The sequence below is a fragment of the Priestia sp. Y58 genome (assembly GCF_029522095.1).
In the GTDB taxonomy this organism is placed as follows: Bacteria; Bacillota; Bacilli; order Bacillales; family Bacillaceae_H; genus Priestia; species Priestia megaterium_E.
The window spans coordinates 830469-843993 of the sequence record NZ_JAKWFL010000001.1 but is presented as its reverse complement, the minus strand read 5'-3'; the positions used below and the strand labels follow the sequence as shown (position 1 = coordinate 843993).

Below are 13525 nucleotides of genomic sequence, written 5' to 3'. Positions count from 1 at the left end.
TAGAAACAGGTGAACATTTTGAAAGTAGATTTATTTGATTTTCATTTACCAGAAGAATTGATTGCCCAAACGCCGCTTGAGCAGCGAGATGCGTCAAGACTCATGGTATTAAACAAAGAAACAGGAAATGTGAAGCATCATATGTTTCATGACCTTCTTGATTATGTGCAAGAAGGAGATTGTTTAGTGTTAAACGACACGCGTGTTCTTCCTGCACGATTATTTGGGACAAAAGAAGATACAGGTGCTAATATTGAAGTATTGCTTTTAAAACAAACACAGGGCGATACGTGGGAGACGCTTGTAAAACCGGCTAAACGAGTAAAAGAAGGCACGGTTATTTCGTTTGGTGACGGACGTCTGACAGCTGTATGTAAAGAAACGAGCGACCAAGGCGGACGTTTATTAGAATTCAACTATGAAGGCATCTTTTATGAGGTTCTAGAACAACTGGGAGAAATGCCGCTGCCGCCTTATATTAAAGAGCGCTTGGATGATCAAGAGCGCTACCAAACGGTTTTTGCTCGCGAACAAGGTTCTGCAGCAGCGCCAACAGCAGGTCTTCACTTTACAGAAGAGATGCTTGAACAGTTAAAAGAAAAAGGTGTGCATATTGCATTTTTAACGCTTCATGTTGGATTGGGTACATTCCGTCCAGTCAGTGTTGACGACTTAGAAGAGCACGATATGCACTCAGAGTTTTATCAAGTGAGTGAAGGAACCGCTGCTTTACTAAACAACGTACGCGAAAAAGGCGGTCGTATTATTTCAGTAGGCACAACTTCTACCCGTACCCTTGAAACGATTGCAACTGAGCATAACGGCAAATTTGTTGCTTCTTCAGGATGGACCAATATTTTTATCTTCCCAGGGTATGAATTTAAAGCAATTGATGGAATGATTACAAATTTCCATCTTCCAAAATCTACGCTCATTATGCTTGTAAGTGCCTTAGCAGGAAGAGAAAACGTTATTTCTGCCTATGAACAAGCTGTAGCAGAGAAGTATCGTTTTTTCAGCTTCGGCGACGCGATGCTAATTTTGTAATTTAACATGAAAGGAATACATCAATGACAGCAATTCGTTACGAACATATAAAAACTTGTAAACAAACAGGAGCGCGTTTAGGGATTGTCCATACGCCTCACGGCTCATTTGAAACGCCTATTTTCATGCCAGTAGGCACATTAGCTACAGTAAAAACAATGTCTCCGGAAGATTTAAAAGCAATGGGGGCAGGCATTATTTTAAGTAATACGTATCATTTATGGCTTCGTCCAGGTCATGAAATTGTTAAAAAAGCGGGAGGCCTTCATAAATTTATGAACTGGGATCGTCCCATCTTAACGGATTCAGGCGGCTTCCAAGTTTTTAGCTTAAGTGATTTGCGCCGTATTGAAGAAGAAGGCGTTCATTTCCGCAACCATTTGAATGGAGACAAGCTTTTCTTATCTCCAGAAAAAGCGATGGACATCCAAAATGCGCTTGGGTCTGATATTATGATGGCATTTGATGAATGCCCACCTTATCCAGCAGAATATGACTACTTAAAACGTTCAGTTGAACGCACAAGCCGCTGGGCAGAGCGATGCCTTGAGGCTCACAGCCGCCCTCAAGACCAAGGTCTTTTTGGGATTGTTCAAGGCGGAGAGTTTGAAGATTTACGCCGTCAAAGTGCAGCTGATTTAGTTTCAATGGACTTCCCAGGTTATGCTGTGGGAGGGCTGTCAGTTGGAGAACCAAAAGATGTAATGAATCGTGTGCTTGAGTTTACGACGCCATATTTACCAACCGACAAACCACGTTATTTAATGGGAGTGGGATCACCTGACTCGTTAATTGATGGAGCGATTCGCGGGATTGATATGTTCGATTGCGTATTACCAACGCGTATTGCACGTAACGGAACGCTTATGACAAGCGAAGGTCGCCTTGTTGTTAAAAATGCAAAATATGCAGAAGACTTCGGTCCGATTGATCCAAACTGTGACTGCTACACGTGTCAAAATTATTCAAGAGCGTATATTCGCCACTTAATTCGTTGTAATGAAACGTTTGGAATTCGTTTAACATCTTACCATAACTTATATTTTCTGCTAAACTTAATGGAGCAAGTCCGTGAAGCCATTCGCGAAGACCGACTTGGCGATTTCCGCGATGAGTTCTTTGAAAAATATGGGTTTAACGGCCCGGACGCAAAGAATTTCTAGGTCACTACAGGAATTTTCATCAAATTTATGAATGAGTACCTGTTGATAATATAAATAAAAGGAGGAGTTTTCATGGGTGTTTTACAAAATATTTGGCCATTGCTTTTAATGTTTGTCATTTTCTATTTCTTGTTAATCCGTCCACAGCAAAAACGTCAAAAAAACGTACAGCAAATGCAATCAGCACTTAAAAAAGGTGATAAGGTTGTTACAATTGGCGGTATGCACGGTTTGGTAGACGCAATTGATGAGTCACAAGTTGTGGTTCGCAGCACTGACGGTTCAAAATTAACGTTTGACCGCAATGCTATTCGTGAAGTAAGAAGCGTAGATTAATAAAAAAACGTCACGTACATGTACGTGACGTTTTTTTATGCTTCTCGTGAACCGGCAATGTTTACGCCAACAATTCCCCCTAGAATAGCGACTCCAATAAATCCAGCGTGAAATAAGAGCTGCTGTGCAGAAAACAGGTGACTATAGCCGAGGAATTGTAGTAAAAACATTAAAAAAGAATAAGAAACACCAGTGGCTCCTCCAACGAGAAGTCCCTTTGAACCGTTTCGGCCTCCCGCGATAAATCCTCCGATAAACAGTGTAATAAATGAGAGAATAAGTAAAAATAAACGTACGGATTGTTCTTCAAGCGATGTAAATTTTAAAATAAGCGAAAAGATAATGCTAATCGCTAAAGCCATCACTAAGATTGTTGCTACTCCTGCAAATACAGCGTTGCTCATTCGTTTTGCACCCAACTTGTTTCCCCCTCATGAAATAAAAAGATAGGTGAACCCTTAGTACGAGCATATTCGGGATGACTTCAAAATAGACGCATAAAAGTAAGGCTATTTTAAAATAAATGGTACAAACTACAAGGGAATACATAAAGGAGGTCTTTGCAGTGGAACTATTGATCATGGTTGCGCGAACCGTTCTTTTATATGTAGTAGTTTTAATTATTTTTCGCGTTATGGGCAAAAGGGAAATAGGGGAGCTGAGCATATTGGATTTAGTGGTCTTTATTATGATTGCTGAAATGGCAGTAATGGCTATTGAAAATCCAAAAGATCCTTTGCTGCATTCAATTCTTCCGATGTTAACGCTTCTTATTATTCAAATCGGCTTAGCTATATGGTCTCTTAAAAGCAATCGAATGCGAAATTTTATTGATGGCAAACCTAGCATTATCATTGAAAATGGAAAAATAAACGAACATGAAATGAAAAGGCAGCGATATAACTTCAATGATTTGCTCGTGCAGCTGCGAGATAAAAATATAAAAAATGTAGCTGATGTTGAATTTGCCATTTTAGAATCTTCAGGAAGGCTATCCGTGTTTCAAAAAGATCAGCAATCAGGTGAAAAAGGCAATTTGAATTTGCCTTTTATCATTGACGGCATTATTCAAGAAGAGCATCTGCTGCATGAACATAAAACAACGGAGTGGTTAAGGACAGAACTGACAAAACGTGGGTATTCAAACTTAGATAAAATTTCATATTGCAGCTATGACAACGGAAATTTTTTTATAGATTTAGTAGATGTAAAACAATAAAACGCGGATTGCTCCGCGTTTTATTTTCGTTTAAAATAGCGTAAAACAGAAAAACGGTTTAATTCTTCCTTTGTTATCAGTCTAAAAAGCAGCAAAAACAGTACGTATACAACGCTTGTCAGTGCAATTGATAAAACGGTTCGTAAGCTCAAAGGAATGGAAGTGAAAAGGTTCATATAAGCAAAGTGTCCGATAAAACCTGATATTCCCATTACAGCAAAACTGCGGAGATACTCAAACACATGAAGCTTATACGTAATTTTTTTCATGACGGTAGACAGGTGTAAAAGAGTGACAAGCATCATTCCCACAACAATTGCAAGGCCAGCTCCCATAATACCTAGATTTGGCTGAGTTGCGAGTAAGAAGATAAGAGATGTTTTGACCGCTGCTCCTATAAAACTGTTAATCATGGCGGCTTTTGCAAGGTCTAGCGCCTGCAGAACAGCTTGAAGCGGCCCTTGAAAGTAATAAAAGATAAAAAAAGGCGCCATGACTTTGACAAAAATAGCAGCTTTGTCAGAACCATACATCAATTCCATTACCGGATTAGCAAATACATAAAGAACAACAACAGCCAGCCCGCCTGTTACAAACGACAAGCGGAGAGCTTGATGAAGCCGATATTCGATTTGCTTCATTTGATTCTGTGCAAGAGATTCACTGATTGCGGGAACCAAAGACGTGGATAGAGACACCGTTACAAAAGAAGGCAACATCAGGAGAGGGAGTGCAAAGCCTGTTAATTCTCCGTACTGCTTCGTTGCTACCGCTGTCGCTACTCCTGCGATTGCTAAACTTTGAGCTACTACAATCGGTTCTAAAAACCAAGAAATTGACCCAATCATGCGGCTTCCTGTCGTGGGAAGAGCGATTCGCATTAAGTCAAGGAACGTATCTTTGCCTGCATGTAAAGAAGCAAAAAATTTTCGTCTTACCGTTATTTTCTTCTTTCGCTTGAACATAAACACCATATAAAACAGTGAAGCTAGTTCTCCAAATACGGAAGAGAGCATAGCGCCAGCCGCAGCGTACTCAATTCCATAAGGCAAAAATGCTTTTGTACATACGGCAATTAACGTAATGCGCACCACTTGTTCGATAATTTGAGAATAAGCGGCAGGCTTCATTTGCTGCTTTCCTTGAAAATATCCGCGGATGACAGACGAGACGGCGATGATTGGAATAACTGGAATAATCGCAAGCAGCGGATAGATCGTACGTGAATCTGTAAAGAAGGTTTTTGCTACAACGGGAGCGAATAATATTAGTCCGAGCGTAAATAAAACGCTCAGCGTACACGTAATACTTAAAGAGACGACAAGTATTTTTTTTATTCTATGCCTGTCACCTAAAGCTTCTGCTTCTGCCACTAACTTGGATATGGCAACCGGTAGCCCAAGCTGTGTTAAGGTGATTACTAATACCAGCGTGGGGACCGCCATCATATAAAGTCCCACACCTTCGTCTCCAATCATTCGAGCCACCACAATTCGATTGACAAACCCGAGTACACGTGTAATTAAGCCAGCAATTATTAAAATAATAGTTCCCTGTAAAAATTTAGACATATACTCACTGCTTTCTTGAGGTTTATACAGTGAATATATGCGCCCCCGGTGTCCAAGCATGACAAGTATTCCTCATACGAGAAAGAAATTTTACGCAAAATGTCAAACGGAAAGGAGGATCGATATGACACATCCATTTATTTCAGCTTCGAAAGAACTTATACAGCCTGTCTTATCCAGCAAAATGGAAGAATTTCATATGCTTGGATATGAAGAAGTAACGGAGAACGATTTATTGAGTTATTTGGAAATGAAAAAATGGAAAAAAGAAAAGGAGCTATCTCTCCATCAAGTGGTAAATGATATTTTATCTGTTAAGATCACGCAGGTAATGAGCTATGTAACAATTGAATCTTATAAATCTGATATGTTCTCAAGTGTTAATAATGGAGAAGACTGGAAAGAATTATTAAAGTAAAGTTTGTAAACTACATGTATTAAAATTTAATAAGGTCTTTATTTGACAGACATTAGGTTATGAATGATAATTAGATTGGTCATTTATCTATTGTTATCATTTCATGTTTTTTACATAAGAAGGAGGATTTTCTGTCGATGGTTAAAAGAGGACGTATCGTTGCCTTTTTCCTCTTAGTACTGCTTGTGTTTAGTACAATCGGAACAACGATGACTGGAATTACAAAAGACATTAAACTTGGCCTCGACCTTCAAGGTGGATTTGAAATTTTATATAAAGTCAGTCCAGCTAAAAAAGGCGATGTCATTGACAAAAAAGCACTTAACAGCACGGTTGAAGCTCTGCGTCAACGTGTCGATGTACTGGGAGTTAGTGAGCCCAGCATTCAAATTGAAGGAAACGACCGCATCCGCGTTCAGCTAGCTGGTGTCACGAATCAAAAGCAAGCCAGGGATCTGTTATCAACTCAAGCAAACTTAACGTTCCGCGACGTGAACGATAAGGTGCTGATGGATGGTACAGACTTAGCGCAAGGCGGAGCAAAGCAATCGTTTGACCAAAGCAATCAGCCTAGCGTCTCACTAAAGTTAAAAAATGCGAAAAAATTTGAAAAGATCACGCGAGAGCTTTCTCAAAAACCAGCACCTAACAATTTAATTGTCATTTGGCTGGATTATGAAGAAGGAAAAGACTCGTATCAAAAAGAAGCGACAAAACAAAATCCGAAGTATCTATCTGCAGCCTCTGTTAGCAGCGTGTTAACACAGCCAGATGTTGAGATTTCAGGTGGCAACTTCACAGTGAAAAGCGCAACGCAGCTGGCGGAATTGCTAAATGCCGGATCGCTGCCGGTTAAATTAGATGAGCTATACTCTACATCCGTTGGAGCACAGTTTGGAGAAGAAGCCCTTCACACCACTATATTAGCGGGTATTATCGGCATCGGAATTATCTTCCTTTACATGCTGTTTTTCTATCGTTTACCGGGGCTTATTGCCGTTATTACACTCAGTTTTTATATCTACTTAAACTTAGTGGTATTTGACTGGATGCACGTGGTTATGACGCTTCCAGGTATTGCGGCTCTTATTCTAGGCGTAGGTATGGCAGTAGATGCGAATATCATTACCTACGAGCGGATTAAAGATGAACTGAAAACAGGGAGATCCGTTATATCGGCTTACCGGGCAGGAAATCGTCGTTCACTTGCGACCATTTTTGATGCTAATATTACAACGATGTTAGCGGCTCTTGTATTATTCTTTTATGGTCAAAGTTCAGTAAAAGGATTTGCCACAACGTTAATGATCGGGATTGTGCTAAGCTTTGTAACTGCTGTTTATGGTACTCGTTTACTAATGAGTCTCTTAGTAAACAGCCGCTGGTTTGATAAAAAACCAGGTTACTTTGGCGTGAAGAAAGAGCAAATTCACGATTTGAGCAAAGATGATGGCACAACCGTGTTACCTACAGCGTGGGATAAAATTGACTTTGTTAAATACCGTAAAGCATTTTTTACGTTCTCAAGCGTGCTCGTCATTATCGGTATTATCTCGGTTGCTGTGTTCAGGCTGAACCTCGGTATTGACTTTACGAGCGGAACTCGCATAGAGATTCCGGCAAATCATACCGTTACGCAGGCTGAGATACAGCGCGAAATGAAGTCTCTTGATATCGAAACGGATGACGTAGTTATTACAGGAAAAAGTAATGATACGGGTGTCGTACGTGTAGTTGGGGTCTTGAATAAAAAAGAAATTGCGAATTTAAAAGATCACTTTAAAGATAAATACGGTTCTGAACCAAATGTAAGCACCGTTTCACCGACAGTTGGAAAAGAACTGGCGAAAAATGCGATGCTTGCAATTGTAATTGCTTCAATCGGAATTATCATTTATGTAACGATTCGATTTGAATTTTACATGGCGCTTGCAGCCGTGCTTGCCCTGTTGCATGATGCGTTCTTTATCGTTACGGTCTTCAGCTTAACGAAGTTAGAAGTTGATTTAACGTTTATCGCTGCAGTCTTGACGATTGTTGGTTACTCAATTAACGATACGATTGTTACGTTTGACCGCATTCGTGAAAATATGCAGAAATTTAAATCCAAAACGTTTGACGATTTGGCGTTTATCGTAAATCTAAGTTTGCGTGAAACGTTTACTCGCTCAATGAACACCGTGTTAACAGTTGTAATTGCAGTTGTAGCACTTCTTCTATTCGGAAGTGAATCGATTCAAAACTTCTCAATTGCCCTGTTAGTAGGCTTAGTCCTTGGTGCATATTCATCTGTGTTTATTGCTGCTCAGCTATGGCTTGTGTGGAAAGGAAAACAGTTGAAGCGTGAGGAACAAAAAGAAGTAGAAAGCAAGTAATTCAAAAACGTGCGAAGTATTCGCACGTTTTTTTTGTGCATAAAAATTCAAGACGTACTGTCAGAAAAATATGCTTATTTTCTTTCGTTGCTCCATTTCATCCACTCTAGTATAATAATGTGGGTTAAGGGGTGAAGAGACATGTTACAGTCAAAAAAACGTTGGAATGTTCAAGAATGTGATGAACAACTTGTTAATGAATTTGTAGAAAACCTCAATATTACACCTCTAGTAGCTTCGTTATTACTTAATAGAGGCATGACAACAGTAGAAGCGGCGCGTGAGTTTTTACACGTTGATGCACAAACGTTCCACGATCCGTTTTTATTGCACGATATGGACAAAGCAGTAGCTCGTATTCAGCAAGCAATTGATCATAATGAAAAAATTATGATCTATGGAGATTACGATGCTGACGGCGTCAGCAGCACTTCTGTTATGTTATCTGCTTTACAGCAGCTTGGCGCTGATGTTGATTTTTATATTCCTAATCGCTTTACAGAAGGTTATGGGCCGAATAAGGCGGCATTTGATAAAATAAGCGCAGGCGGCTATCAGCTGGTGATTACGGTAGACACAGGTATTTCGGCAGTCGAAGAAACTGCGTATGCACGTGAACTAAACTTTGATTTAATTATTACTGATCACCACGAGCCGGGGCCGGTTTTACCGGATGCTTATGCAATTATTCATCCAAAGCTGCCGGGAAGTACATATCCATTTAAAGAACTGGCAGGTGTAGGAGTCGCTTTTAAACTCGCTCATGCGCTGTTAGGGGAGCTTCCAGAACATTTGTTAGAACTAGCAGTAATTGGGACGATTGCTGACTTGGTTCCTTTAGTCGACGAAAACCGCTTAATTGCTCGCAAAGGTCTTGACTATCTCAAGCTCACGAAGCGCACCGGAATTGAAGCGCTGCTGAGCGTATGTGGAGTAAAACGTGAAGAAATTAATGAGGATACAATCGGATTTGCGATGGCTCCTCGTATTAATGCAGTAGGACGTCTCCAAGATGCCGATCCAGCTGTTCATTTGCTTATGACGACAAATGCTGAAGAGGCAAAAGGTTTAGCTAAAGAAATTGATGCGTTAAACAAGGAAAGGCAGCAAATCGTAAACGATATTACAGAAGAAGCCGTTGAATTTGTGGAAGATATGTATCCTCCGGATGAAAGCAGCGTTCTTATTGTAGAGGGAGAAGGATGGAATGTAGGCGTTGTTGGAATTGTCGCTTCTAGGCTCGTAGAAAAGTTCTACAGACCAACAATTGTATTAAGTATTGACTCTGAAAATCGTATTGCTAAAGGTTCAGCAAGAAGTATTGAAGGCTTTGACTTATTCGCGAACTTATCTAAATGCCGTGACATTCTGCCGCATTTTGGAGGGCACCCAATGGCAGCCGGCATGACATTAAACAGCGATGATGTAGAAGAACTGCGCAGACGCCTTAATGAACAAGCAAGCAACGTGTTAACTCAACAGGATTTTATTCCAATTACATCAGTTGATACAGTATGCACCACAGAGGAAATCACGCTGGAAAACATTGAACAAATGAGTGCGCTTGCTCCATTTGGTATGCATAACCCGAAGCCAAAAGTTCTCATTAAAGATGTTCATACAACATCTATGCGGAAAATTGGTGCTAATAAAAATCATTTAAAACTTGTATTTGAAGACAGCGGTGTATCGGTTGATGCAGTAGGATTTGGGTTAGGCTATATATTAGATGAAGTATCTCCTATAGCTAAAGTATCATTAGTAGGTGAACTATCTATTAATGAGTGGAACAATATGCGAAAGCCGCAGCTGATGGTGGAAGATATTTCTGTAGATGAATGGCAGATGTTTGATTATCGCAGTGCAGTTGATGTCAAACGTTTCTTTCAGCAGGTGTTTACGGATCAAATGAAAGTTGTTGCTTTTCACGCTTCAACAATTGATAAATACAAGTCGCTGCTGCCGATGGAGCATGTTGTTCTTATTCAAAATGAAGAACAGGCAAAAGCATGTGTGTTTGCAGAGGAACAGATCGTTTTATTAGATTTGCCTCCTTCACAAAAGTGGCTTGAATGTTTATTTGTTCAAGGTATCCCTTTTAGAATATACGCTATTTTCTTAACGGAAGAAGACCATTATTTTGATACAATCCCAACTCGCGATCATTTTAAATGGTTTTACGGCTTTTTAGCGAAAAAGGGTCCATTTGATTTAAAACGCTACAAAGAGGATTTAGCGATTCATAAGGGCTGGTCAAAAGAAACGATTGATTTTATGGCAAAGGTGTTTTTTGAGTTAGAATTTGTTACAATAAACAATGGCTTAATTTCGTTAGTGAAAAATTCTGCGAAACGTGATTTAATAGAATCTGCGACTTATCGCCAAAAGCAGCAGCAGATTGAAATAGAAAAAAACTTTATTTATACGTCATATGTACAGCTTAAAAATCAATTTCAAGATATTTTTAAGCGTTCGATTGAATGAGGAGGCAACATTAGAATGAATTTTAAAGATTATATTACAATTGTACCTGACTGGCCAAAACCAGGTATTACATTTAAAGATATCTCAACATTAATGGATAACGGTGATGCATACCGTGCCGCAACGGATGAGATTGTAAAATATGCTAATGATAAACAAGTTGATATTATCGTAGGACCGGAAGCTCGCGGATTTATCGTTGGTTGTCCAGTAGCATATGCGTTAGGTATCGGTTTTGCACCTGTTCGTAAAGAAGGAAAATTACCGCGTGAAGTAATCAAAGTAGATTACGGTTTAGAATACGGTAAAGACGTATTAACGATTCACAAAGATGCAATTAAGCCAGGTCAGCGCGTGTTGATTACAGATGATTTATTAGCAACAGGCGGTACAATTGAAGCGACAATTAAGCTTGTCGAAGAATTAGGCGGAATTGTTGTTGGAGCTGCGTTCTTAATTGAACTTTCTTACCTTGACGGCCGTGACAAACTAGACGGTTACGATGTATTCACATTAATGACGTATTAAGAAGAACGATCACATAAAAAAGAGTACCTGATACAGGTGCTCTTTTTTCGTTAAAAAACGTTAATACGTAAAATGGAAATGATGTAAATTTGATAAATTAAACGCAAAGGCTTTACATCCTTGGATTTTTTCAAGATAATAGTTACAATATGAATTAAAAATGCTAGTTGATAAAAGGTGATTTCATGGCAAATGAGCAAGTCCTAACAGCGGAACAGGTCATTGACAATACGAAGCGATATTTAAGTGAAGAAGACGTGGCTTTTGTACAAAAAGCATATGATTTTGCAAAAGAAGCTCACAAAGAACAATATCGCAAGTCGGGTGAACCATACATTATCCACCCGATTCAAGTCGCAGGAATTTTAGTTGATCTAGATATGGATCCAGCAACAATTGCAGCTGGATTTCTACATGATGTGGTTGAAGATACAGAGATAACACTAAAAGATTTAGAAAAAGCTTTTAATGAAGAAGTAGCAATGTTAGTAGACGGCGTAACGAAACTGGGGAAAATTAAATATAAGTCTAAAGAAGAGCAGCAGGCTGAAAATCACCGCAAGATGTTTGTAGCAATGGCTCAAGATATTCGAGTCATACTGATCAAACTTGCGGATCGTCTTCATAACATGCGTACGCTAAAGCATTTACCGCAGGAAAAGCAGCGACGCATTTCAAATGAAACGCTTGAAATTTTTGCTCCTCTTGCTCATCGTCTTGGTATTTCAAAAATTAAGTGGGAGCTTGAAGATACAGCTTTACGTTACTTAAATCCTCAGCAATATTATCGCATTGTAAATTTGATGAAGAAAAAGCGTGCGGAACGCGAGCAGTATTTGGCTGAAGTTATCGATGAAGTTCGAGAGCAAGTAGATGAAGTATCGATTAAAGTTGAAATTTCAGGACGTCCAAAACATATTTATTCCATCTATCGTAAAATGGCACTGCAAAACAAGCAGTTTAATGAAATTTACGATTTACTAGCTGTGCGCATTATTGTAAATAGCATTAAAGACTGCTATGCGGTGTTAGGAATTATTCACACGTGCTGGAAGCCAATGCCAGGACGTTTCAAAGATTATATTGCAATGCCAAAACAAAATATGTACCAGTCTCTTCATACGACGGTTATCGGACCAAAAGGTGATCCGTTAGAAGTTCAAATTCGAACGTTTGACATGCACCAAATTGCTGAGTATGGAATTGCTGCTCACTGGGCTTACAAAGAGGGGAAAACAGCTGAGCATGCTTCATTTGAAGAAAAGTTGACGTGGTTTAGAGAAATTTTAGAATTTCAAAATGATGCAAACGATGCAGAAGAGTTTATGGAATCTCTAAAAGTTGATTTGTTTTCTGACATGGTTTACATTTTTACGCCAAAAGGCGACGTCATTGAGCTTCCTTCGGGTTCTGTTCCAATTGATTTTTCCTATCGTATTCACTCTGAAATCGGAAATAAAACCATTGGAGCAAAAGTCAACGGCAAGATGGTTACGCTTGATTACCGTTTGAAAACGGGGGACATTATCGAAATTTTGACGTCTAAGCATTCGTATGGTCCAAGCAAGGACTGGTTAAAGCTTGCTCAAACGTCTCAAGCCAAAAATAAAATTCGCCAATTCTTTAAAAAGCAAAGCCGCGATGAAAATATTGAAAAAGGCAAAGAGCTGGTTGAAAAAGAAATTCGTCAAATGGAGTTTGACTTAAAAGAAGTATTAACAGCTGATAATATCAAACGAGTAGCGGAGAAGTTTAATTTCTCAAACGAAGATGATATGTATGCAGCTATTGGATATAACGGATTAACTGCGGCTCAAGTAGCTAATCGTTTAACCGAGAAGTGGAGAAAGCAGCGCGATCAAGAACAAGAGATCCAAATTGATGATATTGCACGCGACACTGCGGCCAAGCGTGTTCGCCAGCATAAACGAAAAGATTCCGGGGTTATCGTACCGGGTGTAGAGAACATGCTGATTCGCTTGTCTAAATGCTGTAATCCAGTTCCTGGAGATGAGATTGTTGGTTTTATTACAAAGGGGCGGGGAGTATCTGTTCATAGAGCAGATTGTTTAAACGTTCACACAGATGATGCTGAAAGTCGTCTTATTCCTGTAGAGTGGGAAACACATATTAAAGAAGGCAAAGAGTTTAACGTGGAAATTGAAATTTCAGGATACGACCGCAGAGGCTTACTAAATGAAGTTCTGCAGGTTGTAAACGAGACTAAAACGAATATTTCAGCCGTTTCAGGAAAATCGGACCGAAACAAAATGGCTACGATTCATATGTCAATTTCTATTCATAACATCAGTCACCTTCATAAAGTGGTTGAGCGCATTAAGCAGCTCCGAGACATTTATTCAGTTCGCCGAATTATGCATTAA

General features: G+C 39.4%; 11 protein-coding genes. 9 read left to right on the top strand and 2 right to left on the bottom strand.

Translation table 11 applies throughout. The annotated features are described in order from the left end of the window. The first annotated feature begins 18 nt into the window (after positions 1–18). From queA to yajC, 3 genes are all read left to right on the top strand, one after another. Positions 19–1047, top strand: coding sequence for a tRNA preQ1(34) S-adenosylmethionine ribosyltransferase-isomerase QueA (gene queA / locus MMB68_RS04470; protein WP_264408588.1), 1029 nt, complete (start codon positions 19–21; stop codon positions 1045–1047). A gap of 23 nt (positions 1048–1070) precedes the next feature. Beyond that, positions 1071–2210, top strand: coding sequence for a tRNA guanosine(34) transglycosylase Tgt (gene tgt, locus MMB68_RS04465; protein ID WP_013059317.1), 1140 nt, complete (start codon positions 1071–1073; stop codon positions 2208–2210). 72 nt (positions 2211–2282) lie between these two features. Beyond that, positions 2283–2546 carry a preprotein translocase subunit YajC gene (gene yajC / locus MMB68_RS04460; protein ID WP_013059316.1) on the top strand — a complete coding sequence of 88 codons (264 nt, stop codon included), beginning with the start codon at positions 2283–2285 and terminating at the stop codon, positions 2544–2546. Positions 2547–2581: 35 nt separating this feature from the next. On the opposite strand, the gene MMB68_RS04455 is transcribed toward yajC, so the two are convergent. Then, entirely contained in the window at positions 2582–2965 is a 384-nt protein-coding gene (locus MMB68_RS04455; protein WP_013085105.1) for a TIGR04086 family membrane protein, read from the bottom strand. 146 nt (positions 2966–3111) lie between these two features. On the opposite strand from MMB68_RS04455, the gene MMB68_RS04450 reads away from it, so the two are divergent. Continuing rightward, entirely contained in the window at positions 3112–3765 is a 654-nt protein-coding gene (locus MMB68_RS04450) for a DUF421 domain-containing protein (protein ID WP_406626925.1), read from the top strand. 20 nt (positions 3766–3785) lie between these two features. Here MMB68_RS04450 and spoVB read toward each other — a convergent pair whose 3' ends face one another. Further along, complete coding sequence (spoVB, locus tag MMB68_RS04445) at positions 3786–5396, bottom strand: stage V sporulation protein B (protein ID WP_264408587.1); 1611 nt, start codon at positions 5394–5396, stop codon at positions 3786–3788. A 64-nt stretch (positions 5397–5460) separates the two neighbouring features. Between spoVB and MMB68_RS04440 the strand changes: the two genes are divergently transcribed. From MMB68_RS04440 to MMB68_RS04420, 5 genes are all read left to right on the top strand, one after another. Next, positions 5461–5754: a post-transcriptional regulator gene (locus tag MMB68_RS04440; RefSeq protein WP_025750585.1), complete on the top strand. Its 294-nt coding sequence runs from the start codon at positions 5461–5463 to the stop codon at positions 5752–5754. 137 nt (positions 5755–5891) lie between these two features. Beyond that, a complete protein-coding gene (secDF, locus tag MMB68_RS04435; protein ID WP_257041500.1) occupies positions 5892–8129 on the top strand; it encodes a protein translocase subunit SecDF in 2238 nt (745 codons plus the stop codon). Positions 8130–8270: 141 nt separating this feature from the next. Further along, complete coding sequence (gene recJ, locus MMB68_RS04430; protein ID WP_264408586.1) at positions 8271–10613, top strand: single-stranded-DNA-specific exonuclease RecJ; 2343 nt, start codon at positions 8271–8273, stop codon at positions 10611–10613. A gap of 15 nt (positions 10614–10628) precedes the next feature. Continuing rightward, the gene (locus MMB68_RS04425) at positions 10629–11141 is read left to right on the top strand and encodes an adenine phosphoribosyltransferase (RefSeq protein ID WP_013059309.1); all 513 of its coding nucleotides are present in this window, start codon (positions 10629–10631) and stop codon (positions 11139–11141) included. Positions 11142–11326: 185 nt separating this feature from the next. Continuing rightward, positions 11327–13525: a RelA/SpoT family protein gene (locus MMB68_RS04420; RefSeq protein ID WP_014458138.1), complete on the top strand. Its 2199-nt coding sequence runs from the start codon at positions 11327–11329 to the stop codon at positions 13523–13525.

Excerpts from the sequence above, each read along its gene's own strand:
- tgt (WP_013059317.1), top strand. The coding sequence starts at position 1,071 with ATGACAGCAATTCGTTACGAACATATAAAAACTTGTAAACAAACAGGA.
- yajC (WP_013059316.1), top strand. The coding sequence starts at position 2,283 with ATGGGTGTTTTACAAAATATTTGGCCATTGCTTTTAATGTTTGTCATT.
- spoVB (WP_264408587.1), bottom strand. The coding sequence starts at position 5,396 with ATGCTTGGACACCGGGGGCGCATATATTCACTGTATAAACCTCAAGAA.
- MMB68_RS04440 (WP_025750585.1), top strand. The coding sequence starts at position 5,461 with ATGACACATCCATTTATTTCAGCTTCGAAAGAACTTATACAGCCTGTC.
- secDF (WP_257041500.1), top strand. The coding sequence starts at position 5,892 with ATGGTTAAAAGAGGACGTATCGTTGCCTTTTTCCTCTTAGTACTGCTT.
- recJ (WP_264408586.1), top strand. The coding sequence starts at position 8,271 with ATGTTACAGTCAAAAAAACGTTGGAATGTTCAAGAATGTGATGAACAA.
- MMB68_RS04425 (WP_013059309.1), top strand. The coding sequence starts at position 10,629 with ATGAATTTTAAAGATTATATTACAATTGTACCTGACTGGCCAAAACCA.
- MMB68_RS04420 (WP_014458138.1), top strand. The coding sequence starts at position 11,327 with ATGGCAAATGAGCAAGTCCTAACAGCGGAACAGGTCATTGACAATACG.